Annotated in this window: 19 protein-coding genes; 12 read left to right on the top strand and 7 right to left on the bottom strand. The window is 73.5% G+C overall.

What is annotated here, in order from left to right; translation table 11 throughout:
* Position 1: 1 nt before the first annotated feature.
* Entirely contained in the window at positions 2-1,237 is a 1,236-nt protein-coding gene (locus tag ACIQZN_RS18700) for a cation:proton antiporter (protein ID WP_403994630.1), read from the top strand.
* An 85-nt stretch (positions 1,238-1,322) separates the two neighbouring features.
* Here ACIQZN_RS18700 and ACIQZN_RS18705 read toward each other — a convergent pair whose 3' ends face one another.
* Entirely contained in the window at positions 1,323-1,868 is a 546-nt protein-coding gene (locus ACIQZN_RS18705; RefSeq protein WP_403994633.1) for a MarR family winged helix-turn-helix transcriptional regulator, read from the bottom strand.
* Between the two features lie 131 nt (positions 1,869-1,999).
* Between ACIQZN_RS18705 and ACIQZN_RS18710 the strand changes: the two genes are divergently transcribed.
* The gene (locus ACIQZN_RS18710; protein WP_403994636.1) at positions 2,000-2,512 is read left to right on the top strand and encodes a nitroreductase family deazaflavin-dependent oxidoreductase; all 513 of its coding nucleotides are present in this window, start codon (positions 2,000-2,002) and stop codon (positions 2,510-2,512) included.
* 4 nt (positions 2,513-2,516) lie between these two features.
* Here the strand turns inward: ACIQZN_RS18710 and ACIQZN_RS18715 are convergent, their stop codons facing one another.
* Complete coding sequence (locus tag ACIQZN_RS18715) at positions 2,517-4,013, bottom strand: MFS transporter (RefSeq protein ID WP_403994638.1); 1,497 nt, start codon at positions 4,011-4,013, stop codon at positions 2,517-2,519.
* 181 nt (positions 4,014-4,194) lie between these two features.
* On the opposite strand from ACIQZN_RS18715, the gene ACIQZN_RS18720 reads away from it, so the two are divergent.
* Positions 4,195-6,411 carry a hypothetical protein gene (locus ACIQZN_RS18720; protein WP_403994641.1) on the top strand — a complete coding sequence of 739 codons (2,217 nt, stop codon included), beginning with the start codon at positions 4,195-4,197 and terminating at the stop codon, positions 6,409-6,411.
* Between the two features lie 63 nt (positions 6,412-6,474).
* Here ACIQZN_RS18720 and ACIQZN_RS18725 read toward each other — a convergent pair whose 3' ends face one another.
* Complete coding sequence (locus tag ACIQZN_RS18725; protein ID WP_403994643.1) at positions 6,475-7,560, bottom strand: PucR family transcriptional regulator; 1,086 nt, start codon at positions 7,558-7,560, stop codon at positions 6,475-6,477.
* Positions 7,561-7,866: 306 nt separating this feature from the next.
* Between ACIQZN_RS18725 and ACIQZN_RS18730 the strand changes: the two genes are divergently transcribed.
* The 4 genes from ACIQZN_RS18730 (at position 7,867) to ACIQZN_RS18745 (ending at position 17,921) form a co-directional block, all read left to right on the top strand.
* Positions 7,867-8,511, top strand: coding sequence for a hypothetical protein (locus ACIQZN_RS18730; protein WP_403994646.1), 645 nt, complete (start codon positions 7,867-7,869; stop codon positions 8,509-8,511).
* Between the two features lie 116 nt (positions 8,512-8,627).
* Entirely contained in the window at positions 8,628-10,727 is a 2,100-nt protein-coding gene (locus ACIQZN_RS18735) for a flotillin family protein (protein WP_403994649.1), read from the top strand.
* Between the two features lie 351 nt (positions 10,728-11,078).
* A complete protein-coding gene (locus tag ACIQZN_RS18740; RefSeq protein WP_403994652.1) occupies positions 11,079-15,956 on the top strand; it encodes a DNA repair ATPase in 4,878 nt (1,625 codons plus the stop codon).
* Positions 15,957-15,986: 30 nt separating this feature from the next.
* Positions 15,987-17,921 carry an NAD-binding protein gene (locus ACIQZN_RS18745; RefSeq protein WP_403994655.1) on the top strand — a complete coding sequence of 645 codons (1,935 nt, stop codon included), beginning with the start codon at positions 15,987-15,989 and terminating at the stop codon, positions 17,919-17,921.
* A gap of 147 nt (positions 17,922-18,068) precedes the next feature.
* On the opposite strand, the gene ACIQZN_RS18750 is transcribed toward ACIQZN_RS18745, so the two are convergent.
* Positions 18,069-18,467 carry a VOC family protein gene (locus tag ACIQZN_RS18750; RefSeq protein ID WP_403994658.1) on the bottom strand — a complete coding sequence of 133 codons (399 nt, stop codon included), beginning with the start codon at positions 18,465-18,467 and terminating at the stop codon, positions 18,069-18,071.
* Positions 18,468-18,649: 182 nt separating this feature from the next.
* On the opposite strand from ACIQZN_RS18750, the gene ACIQZN_RS18755 reads away from it, so the two are divergent.
* The 3 genes from ACIQZN_RS18755 to ACIQZN_RS18765 all read left to right on the top strand — a co-directional run bounded on the left by ACIQZN_RS18755 (position 18,650) and on the right by ACIQZN_RS18765 (position 20,904).
* Entirely contained in the window at positions 18,650-19,729 is a 1,080-nt protein-coding gene (locus ACIQZN_RS18755) for an LLM class flavin-dependent oxidoreductase (RefSeq protein WP_403994661.1), read from the top strand.
* Positions 19,730-19,731: 2 nt separating this feature from the next.
* Positions 19,732-20,385 carry an FMN reductase gene (locus ACIQZN_RS18760; protein ID WP_403994664.1) on the top strand — a complete coding sequence of 218 codons (654 nt, stop codon included), beginning with the start codon at positions 19,732-19,734 and terminating at the stop codon, positions 20,383-20,385.
* Positions 20,386-20,481: 96 nt separating this feature from the next.
* Positions 20,482-20,904: a universal stress protein gene (locus ACIQZN_RS18765; protein WP_328901065.1), complete on the top strand. Its 423-nt coding sequence runs from the start codon at positions 20,482-20,484 to the stop codon at positions 20,902-20,904.
* Between the two features lie 56 nt (positions 20,905-20,960).
* Here ACIQZN_RS18765 and ACIQZN_RS18770 read toward each other — a convergent pair whose 3' ends face one another.
* Positions 20,961-22,082, bottom strand: coding sequence for a MerR family transcriptional regulator (locus ACIQZN_RS18770; RefSeq protein WP_403994667.1), 1,122 nt, complete (start codon positions 22,080-22,082; stop codon positions 20,961-20,963).
* Positions 22,083-22,174: 92 nt separating this feature from the next.
* Positions 22,175-22,573, bottom strand: coding sequence for a hypothetical protein (locus tag ACIQZN_RS18775; RefSeq protein ID WP_403994670.1), 399 nt, complete (start codon positions 22,571-22,573; stop codon positions 22,175-22,177).
* A gap of 121 nt (positions 22,574-22,694) precedes the next feature.
* Between ACIQZN_RS18775 and ACIQZN_RS18780 the strand changes: the two genes are divergently transcribed.
* Positions 22,695-23,594, top strand: a complete 900-nt coding sequence (locus tag ACIQZN_RS18780; protein ID WP_403994673.1) for a hypothetical protein — start codon at positions 22,695-22,697, stop codon at positions 23,592-23,594.
* 43 nt (positions 23,595-23,637) lie between these two features.
* A complete protein-coding gene (locus ACIQZN_RS18785) occupies positions 23,638-24,591 on the top strand; it encodes an NADP-dependent oxidoreductase (protein WP_403994676.1) in 954 nt (317 codons plus the stop codon).
* Between the two features lie 14 nt (positions 24,592-24,605).
* On the opposite strand, the gene ACIQZN_RS18790 is transcribed toward ACIQZN_RS18785, so the two are convergent.
* The gene (locus tag ACIQZN_RS18790; protein ID WP_403994679.1) at positions 24,606-25,013 is read right to left on the bottom strand and encodes an RNA-binding S4 domain-containing protein; all 408 of its coding nucleotides are present in this window, start codon (positions 25,011-25,013) and stop codon (positions 24,606-24,608) included.
* Positions 25,014-25,064: the final 51 nt, after the last annotated feature.

The raw sequence follows: 25,064 nt of genomic DNA on the forward strand, positions 1-25,064 counted from the left end.
CGTGCACGACACGACCGCACTGCTCATGGAGCTCGGCTCCGTCATCCTGGGACTCGGCATCATCGGGCGGTTCGCCGGCCGGATAGGGCTCTCGCCGATCCCCCTCTATCTGCTGGCCGGGCTGGCCTTCGGCGAGGGCGGGCTGCTGCCGCTCGGGGCCAGCGAGGAGTTCACCGCCGTCGGCGCCGAGATCGGCGTCATCCTGCTGCTGCTCCTGCTCGGCCTCGAATACAGCGCGTCCGAGCTGGTCACCAGCCTGAAGACCCAGTACCCGTCCGGGGCCGTGGACTTCGTGCTCAACGCGACCCCGGGCGCGGTCGCCGCGCTGCTGCTCGGCTGGGGCCCGGTCGGGGCCGTCGCGCTCGCCGGTGTCACCTGGATCTCCTCGTCCGGTGTGATCGCCAAGGTCCTCGCGGACCTGGGACGGCTCGGCAACCGGGAGACACCGGTCATCCTCGGGGTGCTGGTCATCGAGGACCTGTCGATGGCGGTCTATCTGCCGCTGCTCACCGCGATGCTCGCGGGCGTCGGCCTCGCCGGCGGCAGCATCGCCCTGCTCATCGCGCTCGGCACGGTCGGGTTCGTGCTCTATCTGGCGCTGCGGCACGGCCGGCTGATCAGCCGTGCGGTCTCCTCCGACAATCCGGAGATGCTGCTGCTCGTCGTGCTCGGCCTTACCGTCCTGGTCGCCGGGGTGGCCCAGCAGCTCCAGGTGTCGGCCGCCGTGGGCGCGTTCCTCGTCGGCATCGCGCTCTCCGGTGAGGTCGCGGAGGGCGCGCGCAAGCTGCTGACCCCGCTGCGGGACCTGTTCGCCGCCGTCTTCTTCGTGTTCTTCGGGCTCTCCACCAACCCGGCCGAGATCCCGCCGGTGCTCCTCCCGGCCGCGCTGCTCGCGATCGTCACCGTCTTCACGAAGATCGCGACCGGCTGGTACGCCGCCCGGCGCGCCGGCATCGGACCGCGCGGGCGCTGGCGGGCGGGCGGCACGCTCGTCGCGCGCGGCGAGTTCTCCATCGTCATCGCGGGCCTGGCCGTCGCCACGGAGCCCCGCATCGGCCCCATCGCCACCGCGTACGTCCTGATCCTGGTCATCGTCGGCCCGCTCACCGCGCGCTGGACCCAGCCGGTGGTCGAGCGCGTCCAGAAGTGGCGCGGCAAGGACGGTGCGTCCGCCGTCGCGGCGGACACCGCTCCGGTCCCCGCGGCCCGGGAAGAGGTCTCGGCGTCGACCGAGTGACGGTGTGGGGCCGGGGTGCGGGCGGCGGGGCCGGGGTGCGCCCCGGCCGCCGGGCCGGTCACGCCCCCGCCGGCAGGTCCGGCCCTCAGGCTCCCGCCGGCAGGTCCGGCGCCCAGCCCAGCGGGTAGGCGTCGGTGCCCTCGGCGGGGGCCGCCGCCTCCCCGCCCGCGTCGGTGAACGCCCGCAGCGCGTCGATCAGCGCGGCGCGCTGCGCGGGGGCGATGCGCTCCACGATCGAGGCGACCTCCCGGCGGCGCCCGGCCGTGACCTCCTCGACCAGGCGGTGGCCCTCGGGCGTCACCCGGAGCACCGTCTCGCGGCGGTTGGCCGGGTTGACCTGACGCTCCGCGAGGCCCGCCGCGATCAGCCGGTCGAGCATCCGCATCGCGGTCGAGGGGTTCACGCCGAGGCGTTCGGCGAGGGTGACGAGCTTCGCCTCCCCGTGCGTGGAGAGCACCACGAGCAGCCGGAACTGGGGCAGCGTCACCCGGTCCTCGACCGCCGCGAGCGACCGGGCGGACACCGCGACCAGCAGTCTCGACGCGGTCAGCACCGCGCCCGTCACCGCGTCGACGTCGTCCCCGTCCGGGGCGGTCGGGGGGTCATCGGGTGCCTGTCCGTGCGCGGCCATGCCCCTTTTTACCGCGCCCGGGCGGCTTACTCGAACCGGCGGTCATCCGATACGCAAATGCCGCTCAACCGGTACCGGACCGACAACGGCGAGCACTGGCCCCGACCTTTTGATTGTGCAACGTTTGCATAGTGACGCATGAATCCGCGGCTTCGCCCGCTCCCCGGCGCCCGGCCCCGCCGACCGGCTGGCGGCGCACCGCCTTCCGGCTGCCCGTCCATATGTTCCGCATGGGTCTCGGGCCGCTCTTCCGGGGCCGGCTGCTGCTGCTCGTCCACACCGGCCGCGTCTCGGGCCTCCCCCGCCGGACCGCCGTCGAGGTCGTGGAGGCGGGCACCCACGAGGGCCGGGCCTGCTGGACCGTCGCCTCGGGCTTCGGGCCCGGCGCGGACTGGTTCCGCAACCTGGAGCGCACCCCGCACGCCACGGTGCAGGCCGGCCGCCGCTTCCACGCGGTGACCGCGCAGGTGCTGACCGCCGAGGAGGGCGGCGAGCTGATGGCCCGGTACGCGCCCCGCCACCCCAGGGTCGCCCGCCGGCTCTGCGCGTACCTGGGCTTCGAGGTGGACGGCGGTACGGAGGACTACCGGCGGGTGGGCGAGTCGATCCCGTTCGTCCGGCTCACGGAGGGCGCGAAGCGCTGATCCCTCACGCCCGCGCCGGTTCCTCGGTGAGGTGCGGATGGGGTGGCCCCGGCCGGTACAGGAACAGGGTGACGACGAGGCCGAGGGCGAAGAAGCCCGCGGACCACCAGTACGCGGTGGCGTAGCTCTCCAGTTGGGCCTGGGCGACGACGGGCGGGGTCGGCCTGCGGCCCACCAGGTAGTTCGTGGCGGCGGTGGTCGCGAGGGTGTTCAGCAGGGCCGTGCCGATGGAGCCGCCGACCTGCTGGCTGGTGTTGACCATCGCCGACGCCACCCCGGCGTCCCGTGGCCCGACGCCCGCGGTGGCCAGGTTCATCACCGTGGCGAAGACGGCGCCGAGGCCGATGCCCAGGCAGAGCAACGGCGGCAGCACATGGGCGGCGTAGGTGCTGTCCAGGTCCAGCGCGGTCAGCCACACCATCGCGGCGGCCGCGATGCCCAGCCCGGTCGGGACGATCGGTTTCGCGCCGAACCGCAGCAGCAGCACATTCGTCGTCGTCACCGACGAGGCGATCATGCAGGCGACCATCGGGATGAAGGCGAGCCCGGTGGAGACCGGCGAATAGCCCAGGCCCTTCTGCAAGTAGTACGTGAGGAAGAGGAAGACGCCGAACATCCCGCCGCCGGAGATGAACATCGCCAGGAACGACGCCGCCCGGTCCCGGTCCAGCACCACCCGCAGCGGCAGCAGCGGATGCGCCGCCCGGGTCTGCCACCACGCGAACGCCGCCAGCAGCACCGCGCCCGCCACCAGGAACCCCCAGGTCAGCGGCGAACTCCAGGAGTGCGACTCGGCCTCCGAGAAGCCGTAGACGATGCAGAAGAGACCGGCCGAGACCAGCAGCGTCCCCGGGATGTCGAGCCGGGGCCGGTCCGCCGGCGCCCCCGCCGTCAGCAGCCGCCAGCCGCCGACGAAGGCCAGGAACGCGAAGGCCAGGTTGACGTAGAGGCACCAGCGCCAGTCCAGGTACTCGGTGAGCACCCCGCCGAGCAGCAGCCCGACCGCACCGCCCGCCCCCGCGATGGCGCCGTAGATCCCGAACGCCTTGGCCCGCTCCTTGGGCACCGTGAACGTGGTGGTGAGCAGGGACAGCGCCGCCGGGGCGAGCAGCGCGCCGAACACGCCCTGCAACGCGCGGGCCAGCACCAGGATCTCGAAGCTCGGGGCGGCGCCGCCGATCGCGGAGGCGCCCGCGAAGCCGACGAGGCCGGTCAGGAAGACCACCCGGCGGCCCACCAGGTCGGCGATGCGCCCGCCGAGCAGCAGCAGCGAGCCGAAGGCGAGGGCGTACGCCGTGACGATCCACTGCCGGTTGCCGTCGCTGAAGCCGAGGTCCTGCTGGGCGGAGGGCAGCGCGATGTTCACGATCGTCGCGTCGAGCACCACCATCAGCTGGGCGAGGCCGATCACCCCGAGCACCCACCAGCGGTGGGACGGATGGTCCTCCCGGGGGTGCGCCCGGCTGGTTCCTGCTTCTCGGGGACCTGCTTCACGGGCCATGGGGCGGATCTCCCTCGCTGCGCACACCGCCGGAATCCCCCGGTTGATCACGCTAGGCGGAGGGGGCCCGTCCCGCATGTGGAGCCGTTCGGACGGGCGGGTACGGCTGGCCGGGTGCTCGCGGCGGACACAGGGCTCGCGATCAGTTCATCACACATAGTGACTGCTATCTGTGCTGTCCATGACCCGCAAACCACGCTCGTCACCGCTGGGCGGACCCGTACGGGCCCCACGGTTCGCCGCCCTCGCGGCGCTGGCCCTCGCCCTCGGTGTGGCCGGCCCCCTGGCCTCCACCGGGGAACTCGCCCACGCGCAGCCGCGCCAAGGCGGCTCCACCCTGCTCGATGAGACCTTCACCCAGGCCACGGCCCCGGAGTTCACCGGGGTCGGCTCGGCCTGCCTCACCGGGGCGCCCGGGGCCGACGCCCTGCCGGGAGCCGGCAACCACCCGCTCGGGGGCTGCACGGTGGGCGTCGGCCCCGAACCGCCCAACGACGCCGCCCCGCGCGGCTATCTGCGGCTGACGGACTCCTCCAACGACCAGTCCGGCGCGGTCCTCTACAACCACGCGCTGCCCGCCGACGACGGCCTGGACGTCACCTTCGACCAGTGGCAGTACGGCACCACCACGGGCGCCATCGCCCCGGCCGACGGCATCTCGTTCTTCCTGGTCGACGGGGAGGCGGAGCTGACCCACCCCGGCGCGTTCGGCGGCAGCCTCGGATACGCGCAGAAGCTGCCCGACGACGACCCGAACGCCGAGTTCCTCCCCGGGGTGGACCGCGGCTATCTGGGAGTCGGGCTCGACGTCCTCGGCAACTACTTCGGCGACTGGGAGCACCGGGGCAACGGCTGCCCGCCGGACCGGCGCTCTCCCGCGGGCACGGCGTTCCACGTGCCCGCGCCCGGGCCGAACATGGTCACGCTGCGCGGCCCCGGCGACGGCATCGAGGGCTACTGCTTCCTCACCGCCACCACCAGCAACTTCTCCACCACCGGCCCCTGGCCGTCGACCCTCCCCGGCCAACTGCACGGGCCGACCACCACGGTGTCGGGCGATCCCGTCCAGGCCGAGCAGGACCTCGAACCCTCGCGCCGCCGCGTCCACGTGGTGATCACCCCGGCGCCGGACCCGCAGGTCACCGTGTCCATCGACTTCAACGACGGCAACGGCGCCCAGCAGGTCCTCCAGACCGACGCGCCGACCCCCGTGCCGGCGACCTACAAGTTCGGATTCGCGGCCTCCACCGGTCTGTTCACGGACACCCACCTCATCCGCAACGTGACCGTGCGCACCGAACGGCCGCTGCCCCGGCTGAATCTCGTGAAGCAGGTCGTGCAGCCGCTGCCCGGTGACCTCACGGCCGGCACCCAGGTGCCCTACGAGTTCGTGGTCACCAACTCGGGCGGCACCACCATCGACGACCTCGCCGTCGACGACCCGAAGACCGGCCCGGTCTCCTGCCCGGTGACAAGCCTCGCGCCCGGTGAGACGGTCACCTGCACGGCGACGTACACGGTGACGCCCGCCGACGTCACCAACGGCTCGATCGACAACACGGCCACGGCGACCGGGACATCGGGCGGTGAGCCGGTCACCTCCCCGCCCTCGTCGGAGACCGTGCCGATCGAGCGGGCGCCGGGCATCTCGGTCGAGAAGCGGGTCGAGACCCCCGGCCCGTACGCGGTCGGGCAGACGGTCACGTACGCCTACACCGTCCGCAACACCGGCGGGGCGGGACTGACCGGCGTCGCCGTGCAGGACGACCACGTCACGGACATCACCTGCGATTCCACCACGCTCGCCCCGGCGGAGGAGGCCGGTGACAGCACCACGTGCACCGGCACCTACACGATCACCGCGGCCGACGGCACGGCCGGTTCCGTGACCAACACCGCCACGGCGACCGGTACGGCGGACGGGGAGACCGTCACCTCGCCGGAGACGTATCAGACCCTCCCCGTCGGGCAGCCCCATCTGACGCTGCACAAGAGGGTCGTCTCCGACGGCCCGTTCCAGGTCGGGTCCGACGTCCGCTACGCGTACACGGTCACCAACACCGGCAGCACCCAGCTGCACGACGTGCACGTGGTGGACAACCGCGTCGCCGCAGTGGTCTGCGACGCGACCACGCTGGCGCCCGGGGCGAGCACCACCTGCCGCGGGACCTATCGGATCACCCCGGCCGACATCGACCTCTGCCGGAAGAGCGGCACCCGCGGCGGCGGCAAGGACACCGTCACGTGCCGGATCACCAACGTGGCCCAGGCCGGCGCCACCGACCCGCAGGGCGAGGAGATCGCGAGCGACACCGCCTCGGCCACGGTCACCGTCACGGTCAAGCCCAAGAAGTGCGGGTGCCACAAGCACGAGAAGAAGCACCACAACGGCGGCTGACCCGCCCCGCGCACCGACCGGCGCCGCCTCCTCCCGGGGGCGGCGCCGTTCCCTGTGCCGGCCCTAGACCTCTTTAGCGGGCCAGTCGAGCAGTCGGGCGCCGATCACGGCGGTCTGGAGCGTGTAGCGGTGCTGGGGGTCCGCCGGGTCGGAGCCGGTCAGCTGGTGGATGCGTTCCAGCCGGTACGTGAGGGCCCGGACGCTCAGCGAGAGGCGGCGGGCGGTCTCGGCGGCGACACAGCCCGCGTCGAAGTACACCGTCAGCGTCTTGAGGAGCGGTTCGGCGCCGCCCCTGGCCTTCTGGAGCGGGCCGAGCTCACTGCGCACGAGATCGGCCATGGCCTGCCGGTCCCGGGTCAGCACCGGGTAGACCAGCAGGTCGGCGGCGAACAGCACGGGGTCGTCCAGGTCCATCCGGTCCGCCAGGTCCAGCGCGTCGAGCGCCTCGTCGTACGACTGGACGACGCCGCCGGGGCCCCGGTGGGCGCGGCCGACGGCGACCCGGCCGCCGTCCGTCGCCGCGTGCGCCTGCTTCGCGAAGTAGCGCAGGACGTCGGGCTGGCTGCCGGGCGCGATGCACACCATGCGCCCGTCCTTCGTGGTGAGCAGGATCTTGCGCCCGCCGAACCGGGCCAGCATCGCCGACTCCACGTGCCGGGGCACCGCCTCCGTCTCGGTGTACGCCTCCGGGCCGGTCGCGACCGCCACGGCGTGGGCGCGCGAGAGGCGCAGCCCGAAGCGGGTGGCCCGCTCGGCGAGCCGGCCGAGATCGCTGCGCCCGTACAGCAGGTCGTCGATGAACTCCCGTCTGGCGGCCTCCTCGCGGCGCACGGTGAGGCGCTGGGCGCGCTCGAAGCCGTCCGCGAACGCGTCGACCGCCTGCTCCATCGCGGCCAGCACGCCGTCGGTGGCGGCGGCCGCGGCGGCGGGGCTCGCGCCGGGGGCGGGGGCGGGCCAGGCGGCGCGGGTCTCGGCGAGGTGCATGCGGACCAGGGCGCGCAGCTGGTGGCCGGCCTCGGCGGCCTCCCGGCCCAGGGCGCGGCGGGAGTCCAGCTCCTCACGGGTGAGGCGCCGCCCCGAGACGGCCGCCTCCCCGAGTATCCGTGCGTAACCCTCCAGAAAACTGTCGGGAATCACCGGTTCCGCCATGCGTCCGCCTCCGTTTCCATTCCGTACCGACACCAGCCCAACGCACGAGGGGCGGTGCCGGTGCCCGGCATCGGGGAGCGGCGAACGTTGCCGCATTCCGGCAATGCGATCGGGCCTCCCCGGATGGCACGATCCTGTCAGCACCGACCGGGGGACCAACGGGGGAAACACGGGGGTGCACGGGGGATCGGGGGAAGACCCGGCTGCCGCGGTGTCGTCGAGGGCGACGCCGTGGCACCGGGGTCTCCGACCGGTCCGCACGGACGCCGGCGACACCGCCGACGGAACGGCAGGGGGTCGGTACCGATGCGGGAATTCCTGGACGCGGCGCTGTCCTTCCCGGCCGTACTCTTCGCCGCCGCGCTGGTCGTCGTCATCGCCTTCTGGCTGCTCGTCCTGGTCGGCGCGGCCGACCACCACTCCTTCGACGCCGACCTGGACACCGATCTCGCGGGCGTCGGAGGCGTCCCGGTCACCGTCTCGGTGTCCCTGATGATCGCCGTCGGCTGGTTCTCCGCCCTGACCGGTTCGGTCCTGGTGCACCGCTCGGGCGCCACCGGACCGCTGCGCGCCGTGCTGGCCTGCGCGGTGCTCGCCGGGGCGCTGCTGCTCGCCTGGGGTGCGGTGCGGCTGCTCGTCCACCACTTCCGGCGCTACTTCCCCGACCAGCCTCCGCCATCGCGCCAGGACTTCCTGGGCCGCGTCTGCACGATCCGTACCGGCTCGGTCTCCACGGACTTCGGCCAGGCCGAGGTGACCGCCGACGACGGGACCACCGCCACCGTCCAGGTGCGCCAGCTGGAACCCGTCGACGCGCAGCTGACCTCCGGATGCTCCGGACTGCTGTACGCGTACGACGAGGCCGGGGAGTTCTTCTGGGTCTCGGCCTTCGACAAGGCGCTCGACCCGGGTCCGCCGCACGGCCGTACGGCCTCCGGCCCCGCCGTCTGAGCCACCGCTCCTGTCGGCGCGGTGGGCCCGTCCCGCCTGCCCGGACGCCGTGTGCCGCCGCGCCCTGTTTCACGTGAAACCGCTCATTTCCGCATCACCTGCCGCCAAGGACTGTCATGGAAGCCATCTCCTTGGGCCTCGGCCTGCTCGTCGCCGTGGTCCTGCTCATCGCCGTAGCCGTGCTGCTGATCATCACCCGGCTCTTCCGCAAGGTGGAGCAGGGCAAGGCCCTGATCATCTCCAAGACCAAGAAGGTCGACGTGACCTTCACCGGCGCCGTCGTCCTGCCGGTGCTGCACAAGGCCGAGTCCATGGACATCTCGGTCAAGACCATCGAGATCCGTCGCACCGGGCGCGAGGGCCTGATCTGCCAGGACAACATCCGCGCCGATATCCACATCACGTTCTTCGTGCGGGTGAACAAGACCGTCGAGGACGTCAAGAAGGTCGCCCAGTCCATCGGCACCGAGCGCGCCAGCGACAAGGTCGCCATCCAGGAGTTCTTCGCGGCGAAGTTCTCCGAGGCGCTGAAGACCGTCGGCAAGCAGCTGGACTTCGTGGACCTGTACACGAAGCGCGAGGAGTTCCGCGACCGGATCATCCGGGTCATCGGCACCGATCTGAACGGCTACCACCTGGACGACGCGGCGATCGACTTCCTGGAGCAGACCCCGATGGCGCAGCTCGACAGCGCCAACATCCTGGACGCCCAGGGCATCCGGAAGATCACCGAGCTGACCGCGATCGAGCACGTCCGCACCAATGAGTTCCAGCGCACCGAGCAGAAGGAGATCACCCGGCAGGATGTCGACGCCCGGGAGACCATCCTGGAGCTGGAGCGCCGGCAGGCCGAGGCGGAGATCAAGCAGCGCCGCGAGGTCGAGACGCTGCGGGCCCGCGAGGAGGCGGTGACCGCCCGGGTCCAGGAGGAGGAACGCCTGGGCGCCCAGTCGGCGTTCATCAAGACCGAGGAGCACCTGGGCATCCAGCGGGAGAACCAGGCCCGGGAGATCGCCGTCGCGCAGAAGAACCGCGAGCGGGTCATCGCCGTGGAGAACGAGCGCATCGAGAAGGACCGGATGCTGGAGGTCATCGGGCGCGAGCGCGAGACCGAGCTGAACCGCATCGCCGCGACGAAGGAGGTCGAGGCGGAGCGCCGCGAGGTCGCCGACGTCATCCGCGAGCGGATCGCGGTGGACCGTACGGTCGCCGAGCAGGAGGAGTCCATCAAGACGCTCCGGTCCGTCGAGGAGTCCGAGCGCACCCGCAAGTCCGTCATCATCGCCGCCGAGGCGGAGGCGCAGGAGCGGCTGGTCAAGGACATCAAGGCCGCCGAGGCGGCGGAGGCGGCGGCCACCCACCGGGCGGCCGAGCAGCTGACGCTCGCGGAGGCCCGGCTGAAGACCGCCGACCTCGACGCGCAGGCCAAGCTGCGGCTCGCCGAGGGTATCCAGGCGGAGTCGGCGGCGGCCGGCCTCGCGGACGTCCAGGTGCGGGACGCGGAGGCGGAGGTGATCGAGAAGACGGGGCTCGCCGAGGCCGAGGCCACGTCCGCGCGGCTCAAGGCGGAGGCCGAGGGCGCCCGTCTCAAGGCCCTCGCGGACGCGGAGGGTACGCAGGCGCAGGCGACGGCCGACGCGGCGATGATCGGCGAGAAGCTGAAGGCGGAGGCCGCCGGCCTCACGGAGAAGGCGGCCGCGATGGCGGCGCTGGACGACGCGTCGCGCGGGCACGAGGAGTACCGGCTGCGGCTGGCCGCCGAGAAGGAGATCCGGCTCGCGGGGCTGGACGTCCAGCGGCAGGTCGCCGAGTCGCAGGCGACGGTGCTCGCCACGGGTCTGGAGAACGCGGACATCGACATCGTCGGCGGCGATTCGGTCTTCTTCGACCGGCTGGTCTCGTCCATCTCGATGGGCAAGAGCCTGGACGGCTTCGTCTCGAACTCCGATACGGCGAAGGCGCTGGCCGGTCCGTGGCTGAACGGCGAGTCCTCGTTCACGGAGGATCTGACGCGGGTGCTGTCGTCGGTGTCCACGGGTGATGTGCAGAACCTGACGGTGTCGGCGCTGCTGATGCGGATGATGGCTTCGCCATCGTCGGGGGTCGGTGCGGACCAGGTCCGGGCGCTGCTGGACCATGCGCGTTCGCTGGGCCTGGCGGACGTCCCGGTCAGCGGCCTGACCCCGGCGCCCCTGAACGGTACGCCGGTGTCGTAGGGGGTCCGCTGCCCGAGGCCCCACCGGATCCCGTCCGTCCTCAATCGCCGGACGGGCTCGGATGGGCCGACGTCCGCAGCCTGAACGCCCACCCCAGCACCCTCCGTCCTCAATCGCCGGACGGGCTGAGTGGGGCCGGGCTGGCCTTTCAAGCCCCGCCGGCGGTCACTTCCAGTGCGCCCGGCGGACATCTCAAGCCCGTCCGGCGATTGAGGACACCTGGACCGCAAGCTCAAAGCCGGCCCGCGGACCAAGCAAGCCCGTCCGGCGATTGAGGACGCCTGGACGGCAAGTCCGAGCCCGTCCGGCGATTGAGGACACCGCCGCACGACACACCGCAAGGAGCACCCAGTGGACACCGTGACCGCCCCCGCCGCCGGGGACTACGACGTCCTGCGGCGCCGCCTCCGTACGCACGCCACCGAGCTCGCCCGCAGGGCCACCGCCCTCAACGCCCGCCGCACCGAGGCGTTCGGCGCCACCGGCCTCGCCCTCCTCCGCAGCGAGCAGATCCGGACGCCCCGCCCCTCCACCCCCCGCGACCTCGTCGCACTCGGCGGCGAGCTGCTCTTCGGCTTCGAACGCGGCCCCGGCCGGCAGGACGCCCCCGCCGTCGACGACGTGCTCGCGCTCTACGCCGCCGACCTCGCCCCCGGCACCGGCACCCCCCTCACCGACACCTCCTTCGTCCGTGAATTCGACGGCCTGCACCGCTACTTCCGTGACGCCCGCCTGCTGCGGCTGCGCCGGACCGAGGGCCGCCTGCTGGCGGTCTTCCGTACCGGCGACACCGCCGAGGACATCCGGGTCCTGCGCTGGGCCCTCAACCCCGACGGCTCCCCCGGCGCCTTCCTCGACGCGCGCGGCGAGCGCGACCACGTCTTCCCGCCGTCGCACGACTTCGGCTGGACGACCGCCGGCCGCGAGGCCCACGTCACGGGCCGCCACCCGCACATCGCCATCGGCTGCGAGGCCGAGCTGTACGTGGACACGCTGGGCGGCACGCTCACCGTGAAGACCGTCAACGACACGGAGACCCCGGAGGGGATCTACGAGGAGCCGGTCACCGAACCCCTCCAGTCGCTCGCGGACGCCGAGGTCGAGTACGCGGAGCTGGGCCCGCTCGTGCTGCTGCGGGTCCGCCCGTACAAGGAGGAGGCGAGGCGCCACCTCGTCTTCAACGCGCTCCTGTCCACCGTCACCCGCCTCGACGGCATCGGCCCGGCCTGCCAACGGCTCCCGGAGGACCAGGGGATCATCTTCCCCGGCGGCTTCTACCTGACGACGGGCGAGGCCAGGACCTTCGACATCGCGCAGCCGCTCACCGACCCGGTCTTCGAGGAGGCCGTCCGCTCCCCGAACGGCGAGGACGTGCTGTACGTCTTCCGCTCCCGCCAGGACGGCCGCAGCCTCCTCCTTCCGTACAACGTGATCCGCCAGGAGGTCGCGACCCCCCTCCAGGGCCGGGGCCACGCCCTGCTGGACGACGGCACGCTCGTGGTGCTGCGCGATCCGGTGGAGGACGGTCCGGCACGCGTCCACCCGTTGCAGCGCTGGCAGACCCCGTACGTCTCCGACACCTACGCCGCGTCCCGCCCGGCGGGCGAAGGCCCCCTGGCCCGGGTCGGCAACGCCGACCTCGTGCGCGGGATCTCCGACTGCCTGGCCCTCGCGCACGCCGCGTCCGAGACGACGCCGACCGCCGCCGTGTACGACCGGCTGGTCGCCGACTGCGTACGGGCGGGCGACCGCTACCACTGGCTGGACGACGCCGAACTGGACTCCCTGGCCGAGCCCTTGGGCGAGCTGCGGGAGACCGCGTGCCAGGTCGTCGCCGAGTTCGAGGCGGTCCAGGCCCTCACCCGGCAGGCCGCCGACGCGCTCACCGAGACCGCCGACCGCATCACCGCCCTGGTCCGCCGGGTCCGGGGCGAGGCCCCGCGCACCGCCGCCGAGTGGGTCGACCGCCTCACCGAACTGCGCGGCGCGCACGGTCATCTGGCGACCCTCGCCGAGATGCGGTACGCGGACACCGAGCGCATCGCGGAGCTGACCGCCACCACCGCCGAGGACATCGAGGCGGCCGCCCGCCGCGCGGTCGCCTTCCTGGCCAGGGACGACGCGTTCACCGGGTACCACGAGGACATCGCCCGCCTCACCGAGGAGGCCGCCGAGCTCGCCACGGTCACCGACGCCGCCGCGCTCGGGGACCGGCTGGCCGCCATGACGGACGGCCTGAGCACCGTCACGGACGTCGTCGCCGGGCTCGACATCGGCGACGGGGTGGTCCGCACGTCGATCCTGGAACGCATCGCGGAGGTCCTGGGCGCCGTCAACCGGGCCCGCGCCACGCTCGACGCCCGCCGCCGCGCCCTGGCGGACCACGAGGGCCGGGCCGAGTTCGCCGCCGAGTCCGCGCTGCTCGGGCAGGCCGTCACGGCCGCGCTGGCCGCCGCCGGGACCCCGGAGTCCTGCGACGAGCAGCTGGCGAGGCTGCTGCTCCAGCTGGAGAACCTGGAGGGGCGGTTCGCGGAGTACGACGACTTCCTGGCCGAGCTGGGCGAGCGCCGGACGGAGGTGTACGAGGCGTTCTCGGCCCGGAAGCAGGGCCTCCAGGACGAGCTGGCCCGCCGCACCGAACGCCTCGCGGACTCCGCCGCGCGGGTCCTGGAGACGGTCGCCCGGCGCGGCGCCGCCCTCCCCGACGCGGACGCCGTCCACACCTACTTCGCCTCCGACCCGATGGTCGCCAAGATCCGCCGGACCGCCGAGGAACTGCGGGCGCTCGGGGACACCGTGCGCGCGGAGGAGCTGGACGGGCAGCTGCTCGCCGCCCGCCAGGAGGCGGGCCGGGCGCTGCGCGACCGGGACGAGCTGTACGCGGACGGCGGGTCCGTGATCCGCCTCGGCCGGCACCGGTTCGCGGTGAACACCCAGCCGTTCGAGCTGACCCTCGTGCCGCAGGACGGCACGCTCGCGTTCGCCGTCACCGGGACCGACTACCGGATGCCGGTGACCGACCCGGAGTTCGCCGCGACCCGCCCGTACTGGGACCAGACGCTCCCGTCCGAGTCCCCGTCGGTCTACCGGGGCGAGCACCTGGCGGCCCGCCTCCTCGACGAGCACGGCGCGGAACGCCTCGCCTCCCTGGACGGCGGCGAACTCGCGACGCTCGTACGGGAATCGGCGGCGGCCGCGTACGACGAGGGGTATCAGCGAGGCGTCCACGACGAGGACGCGACCGCGATCCTGGCCGCGCTGCTGCGGCTGCACGCGGGCGCCGGGCTGCTGCGCTTCCCGCCCGCCGTCCGGGCCACCGCCCAGTTGTTCTGGGCCCACGGGACGGACGAGGCCCGCCGCACCTCCTGGGCGCGCCGCGCCCGCTCGCTGGCCCGCGCCCGGGAGACCTTCGGCCTCGCCCCGGCGGTCACCGCGCTCCAGGAGGAGTGGGCGGCGGTGATCGGCGGCGAGAGCCCCCGGACGGTCGCCGCGTACCTCTTCGAGGAGCTGACCGGCGGGCCCGAGGGCTTCGCGACGGGGGCCTCCGTCCGCGCGTTCCTGGACAAGTTCCGGCACGCCACCGGCACCTCGGCGTACGACGACGACCTCGCGGCCCTCGCGGACGACCTGCCCGCCCGGCGCCAGCTCGTGGAGGGCTGGCTCACCTCGTACGCCGGGGCGAGCGGCACGGAGATCGACCCGGGCGACCTCGCGGAGGCCGTCGCCGTGGAGCTGTGCCCCGAGCCCCTGCTCGGCCGGTACGAGGCGGACGCGCCGCTCACCGAGACCGTCGACGGGCTCCTCGGCGTCCACCCGCGCATCGAGCACGGCCGGCTCACCGTCCGTATCGACGAGCTCCTGGCCCGGACCGAGGAGTTCCGTACCGCCGTCGTCCCCGGATTCCGCGCCTACCAGCGCCGCCGCACCGCCCTGGTCGCCGCCGAGCGGACCCGGCTGCGGCTCGACGACCACCGCCCGCGCGTGATGTCGGCGTTCGTACGCAACCGGCTCCTCGACGAGGTCTATCTGCCGCTGGTCGGGGACAGCCTCGCCAAGCAGCTCTCCACCGCCGACGCCGACCGCCGCACCGACTCGCAGGGGCTGCTGCTGCTCGTATCGCCGCCCGGCTACGGCAAGACGACGCTCATGGAGTACGTCGCCGACCGGCTCGGGCTCGTCCTCGTCAAGATCAGCGGACCGAACCTGGGCCACGACGTGACCTCGCTCGACCCCGCGCAGGCGGGCAGCGCGACCGCGCGCCAGGAGATCGAGAAGATCAACTTCGCGCTCGAAGCGGGCAACAACACGCTGCTCTACCTGGACGACATCCAGCACACCTCGCCGGAACTCCTCCAGAAGTTCATCCCGCTCTGCGACGCCACGCGCCGCATCGAGGGCGTACGGGACGGTGAGCCGCGCACGTACGACCTGCGGGGCAAGCGGTTCGCGGTGTGCATGGCGGGCAACCCGTACACCGAGTCCGGGGCGCGCTTCCAGGTGCCCGACATGCTCGCCAACCGGGCGGACGTGTGGAATCTGGGCGAGGTGCTGTCCGGCCGCGAGGACACCTTCGCGCTGAGCTTCGTGGAGAACGCGCTGACCGCCAATCCGGTCCTCGCCCCGCTCGCCGGCCGCTCCCGCGAGGACCTGGCGCTGCTGCTGCGGCTCGCCGCCGAGGACCCCACGGCCCGTCCGGACCAGCTCGAACACCCCTACGCGCCCGCCGAGGTGGACCGGATCACCGCCGTGCTGCGGCATCTGCTGCGGGCCCGGGACACGGTGCTCGCGGTCAACGCCGCGTACATCGCGTCCGCCGCGCAGACCGACGCCACCCGCACCGAGCCGCCGTTCCGGCTCCAGGGTTCTTACCGCAACATGAACCGGATCGCGGAGCGGATCGCGCCCGTGATGAACGACGCCGAGCTGTCCGCCGTCGTGGACGACCACTACGCGGGCGAGGCGCAGACGCTCACCAGCGGCGCCGAGGCCGCGCTCCTGAAGCTCGCCGCGCTGCGGGGCACGCTCACGCCCGCGCAGACCGAACGGTGGGCGGCGCTCTGCTCCTCGTACGTCCGCACCCAGGCGCTCGGCGGGCCCGAGGGCGATCCGATGACCCGCGCGGTGGCGGCGCTGGGGCTGCTCGCGGACCGGATCGCGGCCGTCGAGACGGCGATCGGGCGCGCCGCCGACCCGCGCCACCTGCTGGCGCGGCACCCCGAAGACCGCTGACCGTCCTCGATCAACGGAAGGGAGCAAGGCATGCTGGGTCACGTGTCCTTCCCCCAGCAACCCCAACCCTCGCCGCTCTACGGCCACATGGTCGTCTGCGGAGACGACGCGCTCGCCCAGCGGCTCGCCGTGGAGCTGCGGTACGTGTACGGGGAGCGGGTCACCCTCGTCGTGCCGCCGGAGCCGGGTGCGGTCAGGCCGGACGAGCCGCTGAGCGGGCGCGGGCGGGCGGCCGCGCTGTTCGGGCGGATGGCGTCCGCGATGAACCGCAACGGCGGCGGGCTGTTGCACGGCGCGGACGGGGACTCCCTCGCGGGCGTCGAGGCGGTGCGCATCCTCCAGGCGGCCGAGCCGTCCGACGAGGCGCTGGCCGATGCGGGCATCGCCCGGGCCTCGGCGGTCGCCCTCGTCTACGACGACGACGAGCGCAACATCCGGGCGGCGCTGACCGCGCGCCGGCTCAACCCCCGTGTGCGGCTGGTGATCCGCCTCTTCAACCGGAAGCTGGGCCAGCATCTGGAGACCCTGCTCGACCAGGCCGCCGCCGTCGCGTCCCCGGGGCTCGACCCGGCCGCGATCGACGCCTCCACCACCGTGCTGTCCGACGCGGACACCGCCGCGCCCGCCCTCGCGGCGACCGCGCTCGCCGGGTCGACGCGGGTGATCCGGGCCGAGGGCCTGTTCCTGCGGGCCGCCGAGCGCACCCCGCCGCCGGGCGGCCAGGTCGCCAATCCCGGCCTGTGCACCCTGGCGCTGCTCTCCTCCACCACCCACGACCCGGCGGGCGCGGAGGGCTCCGACAGCAGCGGGGCGGAGGGGCCGCAGCTGCTGCCCGGGCCTGCGGAGATCGCTGCCGCGACCGGGCGCGGCACGGTCGTCCTGGAGGCCGTCACGCAGTCCGGACCCGCCGCCCCGAGGCCCCGGATGAGCGGCCGGAGCGCGCCGCTGAGCCAGTTCTTCTCGCGGCGGCTGCGGTGGTCGGCGCTGGGCGTCGGGCTGGCGGTGCTCGGGCTCGCGGTGGCGTCCTCCCTCACGACCGGCGACCATCCGCTGCACGCGGCCTATCTCACCCTGCTCGACCTGTTCGCGATGGGCGACCCGGCGATCGGTGAGCCCACCGCCCGCCAGGTGATCCAGATCCTCTCCGGCATCGCGGGCCTGATGCTCCTGCCGCTGCTGGTGGCGGGGGTCCTGGAGGCGTTCGGCTCGCTGCGCAGCGCGTCGTCGCTGCGGCGGCCGCCGCGCGGGCTGTCCGGGCACGTGGTGCTGCTCGGGCTCGGCAAGATCGGCACCCGGGTCCTGGTGCACCTGCGGGAGCTGGGCATCCCGGTGGTCTGCGTGGAGGAGGACCCGGACGCGCGGGGCATCCCCCTCGCCCGGCGGCTGCACGTGCCGGTGGTGCTCGGTGACGTCACGGACGAGGGGGTCCTGGAGGCGGCCAAGATCGGCCGCTCCCGGGGGCTCCTCGCGCTGACCAGCATCGACACGACGAACCTGGAGGCGGCTCTGTATGCGAGGTCCCTCAAGCCCAACCTGCGGGTGACGGTCCGCCTCTTCGACGACGAGTTCGCCACGGCGGTCTACCGCACGCTGCGCACGGCGCACCCGCGGGCGATCACCCGCTCCCGCTCGGTCTCCCACCTGGCGGGCCCGTCCTTCGCGGTCGCGATGATGGGCCGGCAGATCCTGGGCGCGATCCCGGTCGAGCGCAAGGTGCTCCTGTTCGCGGCGGTGGAGGTGGGCGGCCACCCCCAGCTGGAGGGCCGCACGGTGGACCAGGCGTTCCGCGAGGGCGCATGGCGCGTCCTGGCCCTGGACGTGGCCCCCGACGGCGCCCCCGAGGGCGCCCTCGTCTGGAACCTCCACCCCGGCTACGTGCTCCACCCCACGGACCGCGTGATCATCGCGGCCACACGCCGCGGCCTGGCGGAACTCCTGGGCCGCCGGGCACTCACGCGACGCTGAGGGGCGCCCCGGGCCGGGGCGCGGGGTTCCGTCCTCAAGCGCCGGACGGGCTTGAAATGCCCCCGCGGACCCGGCCCAGCTGGGCAAACCCAGCCCGTCCGGCGCTTGAGGACGGAACCCTCCGCGCCGGTCCGGGGCGCGCCTCCTCTACGGGCGCCACCCCCGGCGGCACAGGACGACGCGGTACCCGTCCGGGTCCTCCACCGTGACCCCCCACTCGTTCCAGTACGGGTTCGGCGAGCTGACCCTCGTACCGCCGCAGGCGAGCAGGCGGGCCACCAGGTCCTCCGGGACCGGGCCGTCCAGGTACAGGACGAGCAGGTCCTCCTCGGTGGGCCGGGGGGCGACCGGGCCCCGCGTGAGCTCCAGATGCCAGGAGGCACCGGGGTGCCCCACCATGAGAAGGTCATGCGTTCCCGGCTCCCGCCCCGCGTCCGCGCGGAAGAGGACCGTCAGCCCCAGCCCCTCCACCCAGAACCGCTCGGCGGCGCCGAGATCGCGGGAGGGGCGGGCGAGGCGGACATGCGTCTCGGTGGTGAACGACACGGGGGTCCCTTCGTCGGGCGGCGCGGGGCCGCGTTGCCGCAGCGTACGAGGGCCGCCGCACCGCCCGCATCGGCCATCGGTCCTGGTCCCCGGGTCGGAAGGAATACCCGGCCCCCGCCCCCCGTTGTACGGGGCGTTCAGATAGTTCAAGGTTCAACAACAGCGACCAGGAGGCGGACGCCATGCAGTTCGGGATCTTCACCGTCGGGGACGTCACCACCGACCCCACCACCGGTACGACGCCGAGCGAGCACGAGCGGATCAAGGCCACCGTCGCCATCGCGCGGAAGGCCGAGGAGGTCGGGCTCGACGTCTTCGCGACCGGTGAGCACCACAACCCGCCGTTCGTCCCCTCGTCGCCGACCACCACGCTCGGCTTCATCGCGGCGCAGACGAAGAGCATCGTCCTGTCGACCTCGACCACGCTGATCACCACCAACGACCCGGTGAAGATCGCCGAGGACTACGCCACGCTCCAGCACCTCGCGGACGGCCGCGTGGACCTGATGATGGGCCGCGGGAACACCGGCCCGGTGTACCCCTGGTTCGGCAAGGACATCCGCCAGGGCATCCCGCTCGCCATCGAGAACTACGCCCTGCTGCACAAGCTGTGGCGGGAGGACGTCGTGGACTGGGAGGGCACGTTCCGTACGCCGCTCCAGTCGTTCACCGCGACCCCGCGCCCCCTGGACGGCGTGCCGCCGTTCGTCTGGCACGGCTCCATCCGCTCGCCGGAGATCGCCGAGCAGGCCGCGTACTACGGCGACGGCTTCTTCCACAACAACATCTTCTGGCCCATGGAGCACACGAAGAAGATGGTGCGGCTCTACCGCCAGCGGTACGCGCACTACGGCCACGGCACCGCCGAGCAGGCGATCGTCGGCCTCGGCGGCCAGGTGTTCATGCGGAAGAACTCCCAGGACGCGGTACGCGAGTTCCGCCCGTATTTCGACAACGCGCCGGTCTACGGCCACGGGCCCTCGATGGAGGACTTCACCGAGCAGACCCCGCTGACCGTGGGCTCGCCCCAGGAGGTCATCGAACGGACGCTGTCCTTCCGCGACGCGGTCGGCGACTACCAGCGCCAGCTGTTCCTGATGGACCACGCCGGACTGCCCCTGAAGACTGTGCTTGAGCAGCTGGACATCCTCGGCGAGGAGGTCGTCCCCGTGCTGCGCAAGGAGTTCGCCGCGCTGCGCCCGGCCGGCGTCCCCGAGACCGCGCCGCTGCACCCCGCCCACGCCGCCACGAAGGAGAGCTGACCGTGTTCGCCACCGAACCCGTGAGGATCGTCGCCGTATCGGCGGGCCTCAGCAACCCGTCCTCGACCCGGCTGCTGGCCGACCGGCTGGCCGCCGCCACCCGGGACCGGCTCGACGCCACGCAGGACCGCCCGGTCGACGTGCGGGTCATCGAGCTCCGCGACCTGGCCGGGGACATCGCGAGCCACCTGGTGTCCGGCTTCCCGCCGCCCGCCCTGGAGGACGCGCTCGCGGCGGTGACGGGCGCGGACGGCCTGATCGCGGTCACCCCGGTGTTCACCGCCTCGTACAGCGGCCTGTTCAAGTCGTTCTTCGACCTGGTCGAGAACACCGCGCTGACCGGCAAGCCCGTGCTCGTCGCCGCCACCGGCGGCACGCCCCGGCACTCGCTGGTCCTGGAACACGCCATGCGCCCGCTCTTCGCCTACCTGCGCGCCGTCACCCTGCCGACCTCGGTCTACGCGGCGTCGGAGGACTGGGGCGCGTCCGGCGACGAGTACACCGAGGGCCTGCCCGCCCGCATCCGGCGCGCGGGCGGCGAGCTGGCCGACGCCGTCACCGGCGGCCGGGCGGTGTCCCGGGCGCCCAAGACGGCCGGGCTCGACGACGAGGTGGTCCCCTTCGAGCAGCAGCTCGCGGCCCTGCGCACGGCCTGACCGGCCCCACGGAGATCGCCGTTTCGCCCGTTTTGACTAGAGTCGTACGGGAACACGTGATCCGAGCACAACCGCGGAACCGAGCTGGAGGCAGAGATGGGCAGGATCGTGGTGGGCGTCGACGGCTCCGAGTCGTCGGTCAAGGCACTGCACTGGGCCGTACGCCAGGCGGAGCTGACCGGTGACACGGTGGAGGCCGTCAACAGCTGGGAGTACCCCGCTACCAGCTGGGCGTCGATGATGCCGGGCCTCCCGGAGGACTTCGACCCCCAGGCCATGGCCACGGTGTCCCTCACCGAGACCCTGGAGGAGGCTCTGGGCGCCCAGGGCGCCGCCGCCGTCAGCAAGGTCGTCGTGATCGGCAACCCGGCACAGGCCCTGCTGGACCGGGCCGAGGGCGCCGACCTCCTGGTCGTGGGCGCGCGCGGCTACAGCGGCTTCAAGGCGACCCTGCTCGGCTCGGTCAGCCTGCACGTCACCCAGCACGCCTCGTGCCCGGTGACCGTCGTCCGCAACTGATCCGGTACGCGGGGGAGGGCCCCGCACCACGCGTGGTGCGGGGCCCTCCCCCGTACTCACAGCTCCACGACGTCCGCCACCGCGCACGCCACGTTGTCCGGCGCTCCGGCCGCCTCCGCCAGCTCGATCAGCGCGCCCACGGCGGTGGACGGCCCGTCCGCCCCGGCCAGCACCCGTGCCAGATCCCCGCCGTCGACCACCGCCGAGAGCCCGTCCGAGCAGAGCAGATAGCGGTCGCCGGGCAGCGCCTCCCGGACGTCCACATCGGGCCCGGAGCCGTACGGGCCGTCCTTGGCCAGCACCTTGAGGAGCATGGCGCGCTGCGGGTGCGAGAACGCCTCCTCCTCCGTCAGCGAACCGTCGTCGATCATCGACTGGACCAGGCTGTGGTCGTGCGTGATCCGGAACAGCTCGCCCCCACGCAGCAGATACGCCCGCGAGTCCCCGATGTGCACCAGCCCCAGCTGGGAGCCCGTCCACACCATCGCCGTCAGCGTCGTGCCGGACTCGTCCGGCGCCGCGCTCCCCGCCACCGCGTCCCGTACCGCGAGCGCCGCCCGCTCCGCCGCGTCGTGCAGGGTGTTCAGCAGCTCGCCCGCCGGCACCGCGCCCGGCGCGACCGGCTTCAGGGCCTCGATCGCGGCCGTGCTGGCCCCCGCCCCGCCCGCACCGAACCCGTCGGCGACCGCGAGCAGCCGGGCACCGGCGTAGACCGCGTCCTGGTTGGTCTCGCGCACCGCCCCCGTGTCCGTGCGGGCCGCGTAGCGGATTCCGAGTGTGCCCACCGATGTCATGACGTCCTCCGTCGACAGCTGGTCGATGAGGAAGGCCGCGAGGTCACGGCGGGCCGCCGTCTCCGCCTCGACGCGCGCCCAGTACGCCCGGATCGCCGCGGCGGCCGCGCCGGAGTCCAGCGCGATCACCTCCCTGATCCGGGCGAGCGGCATCCCGATCCGGCGCAGCCAGGCCACCAGCCGGGCCGCCCGCACCTGCGCCGGGTCGTAATACCGGTAGCCGTTCACCGGATCGACCAGGGCCGGCGGAAGCAGGCCGAGCTCGTCGTAGCGGCGCAGCGCCTTCGCGGACAGCCGGGACAGCCGGGCGAACGCCCCGATCGTCACCAGCGCCGCGCCGGGGCCCCGCCCCTGCCCGTCCTCCGTCACCGCACGCCTCCTCATACCGGGCGGACTTCCCGCCCCGGCACACTCGATCCTTGGCCTTCCCCCATGGAGAAGGTCAAGGATCGTTGACGTGCGGGTGGGCGCGGGCGTCACTCCCGCGTATAGAAGTAGTAGTACGCGGCGAGCAGTCCGCCGGCTCCGAGGATCAGCCCGATCACCGACGCCGCCAGGATGCTCGCGCCGGACAGGCTGTAGAGGAAGCCGATCGAACCGCCGGTCAGCACCCCGTACGCGGCGGCCCGCAGCTCGCGCGGCAGCCTGTTCTGGATGCGGCCGAGCCCGAAGCAGAGCACCGCGAGCACGGCGCCCGAGACCAGCCCGAGGGCCAGCCGGGTGCCCGTGAGGACCCCGCCGCCGCGGACGATGGCGGTCGCGTAGCAGCCCATGATCACGCCCAGCGTGACCGGGATCGCCCAGCTGAGGACCGGGCGGTGCCGGGCGGGCGTCGCGTGCCTCCCGCGTGCCGGCACCGAAGCTTGTGCGGCCATGGCAGAGAGCTCCTTCCGTCACCCCCGCTTTCCCTCCAGAGCACACCTGGTCGGGCCGCCCGGCAACTCGGATGGCCCACGGCCCGGGGCGCCCCGGCCCCATCCGGGATTCCCTGGAGGGGTGCGGACGTATTTCTCGGTGGCCCTGTCGGCGGTACTGCTGGTGCTGCTGGCCGTCCTGGTGCCACTGAGCGCGCTGTCCGCCTGGGTCGACCTGGAGATCGACGACACGGACCGTTACGTCTCCGCCGTCGCCCCGCTCGCCGACGACCCGGATGTGCAGTCCACCGTCGCCGATCTGATCACCGACAACGCGATGAAGCAGATCGACGTCGGACCGCTCCAGAGCACCGTGCGCGAGTTCCTGCACCAGGCCGTGGAGTCCTTCACCACCACGGAAGCCTTCCAGGACGCCTGGACCGCCGCCAACCGCAGCGCACACGAGACGGTCACCGCCGCGCTGGACGGGCAGAGCGGCGAGAGCGTCACCATCGACCTGGCGCCCGTCACGGAGCAGGTGAAGCAGAACCTGGTGGACAACGGGGTGCCGTTCGCCGACCAGATCCCCGTCCAGCACACCGATATCCAGCTGGTCTCCGCCGACCGCGCCGACCAGCTGCGGCAGAGCTTCCGATGGCTGCGGACCGCGAGCGTGTGGCCGGCCGTCGCGACGATCGTCTTCGCGCTGCTCGCCGTCGCGCTCGCCTGGCTGCGCGGCGGACCCGGCCGCCGGGCCCGCGCCCTGGCCACGCTGTCCGGCACAGCCGTGGCCGGCGCGGGCTTCGCGCTCGGCGCGCTGGTGCTGCGCGGGCTGCTGGCGCTGGCCCGTGACCGGGTGCTCGACGAGGTCCCGGACAGCGACACGGGCGCCGCCGCCGCCGTCTTCGACGCGCTGACCTCCTCGCTGCGCACCACGGTGTGGATCGTCTTCGGCCTGGGCCTGGCCGTCGCGGTGTGCGCGGTGGCGGCCCGGATCTGGGCCCAGCGGGTGCTGCCGGCCCCGCCGGCCCCGGCGGAATGAGGCGGCCGCTCCCGCCGGAGCGGCACGACTGGGAGGTGTACGGATGCGAGCCATCGCCGTCAGCGCGCTGCGGGCCGACCCGGTGCTGGTCGAGCTGCCCAAGCCGGAGCCCCGGCCCGGCGAGGTCCGGGTGCGGGTCGAATACGCCTCGCTCAACCCGCTGGACTGGCAGGTCACGGACGGCTCCGCCGGTGAACTCGCGCCGGTGCCCGGGGCCTTCCCGTTCGTCGTCGGCCTGGACTACGCGGGCCGCGTCGACATGATCGGCGGCGGCGGGAACCGCTTCCGGGTGGGCGACCCGGTGTTCGGGCGGGCGGACGTGGCCGAGGCGTGCGGCGCGTACGGGGAGTACCTGTGCGTGGAGCAGGACTCCGCCATCACCCTCGTCCCACGCGGCCTGACCCCCCGGGCCGCCGCCGCGCTGCCGTCCGCCGGGATGGCCGCCGCCCAGATCCTGGAGGCGGTCGCGCTGCGCGGCCACGAGACCCTGCTGGTCGTCGGGGCGGCGGGCGGGGTCGGCTGCTGTCTGACCCAGCTCGCCCGGGCGCGCGATGTCCGGGTGATCGCGGCGGTGCGCGGTGACGAGCGGTCCAGGATGGGGTCGTTGGGCGCCGCCGCCTCGGTGGACCTGACGGAAGGACCGCCCGCCGAAGCGCTGCGGAGGGCCTGCCCGGACGGCATCGACGCGCTGGCCGACCTGGCGTCGGCGGCCCCGGACGCGTTCGCGGCGTACGCGGCGGCGGTCCGGCCGGGCGGCATCGCGCTCTCCTCCCGGGGCGCCGCCGCCGGGGCCCGGCTGCCCGAGGGCGTCAGGGGCGTCGACTTCCGTCTCGACCCGAGCCCGGTCCTGCTGGACGTGCTGGCGGCGGGCGCGGCGGACGGCATCCTGCGGGTGCCCGTCGACGCGGAACTGCCTTTGGAGGAGGCGCCGTCGGCCCTGGCGCGCAACCGGGCGGGCGGGGCGCGCGGCAAGACGGTGATCGCGCTGCGCGGCTGAGGAGCGGGGCGCGGCTACTCCGTCGGGCCGGGGCCCATTCCGCGCAGCCGGTCCATCTCGCGGCGGTCCCGCTTCGTGGGCCGTCCCGCGCCCCGGTCGCGTACCGGGACCTCGATCGCGGCCTCGCGCGGCGGCGGGGGCGGGCTGTTGTCGATGAAGCACTCGGCGGCCACGGGCGGGCCCACCCGCTTCTTCACGAGCTTCGACACGACGACGACCCGGTCCCGGCCCGCGTGCCGGAGCCGTACCTCGTCACCGACGCGCACCGGCTGCGCGGGCTTGGCGCGTTCGCCCGCAACCTTCACATGACCCGCACGGCAGGCGGCAGCGGCCTGCGCCCGGGTCTTCGTGAGCCGGACCGACCAGATCCAGACATCGACCCGGACGCTGCCCTCCGACTGCGGAGCCTCACCCGAAACCATGCGTCCGACTCTAAGCGGTGGGCCCGGACGGTACGCTCCCGCGTCAACTCG

The organism is Streptomyces sp. NPDC097595 (genome assembly GCF_044761525.1).
Lineage (GTDB): Bacteria > Actinomycetota > Actinomycetes > Streptomycetales > Streptomycetaceae > Streptomyces > Streptomyces drozdowiczii_A.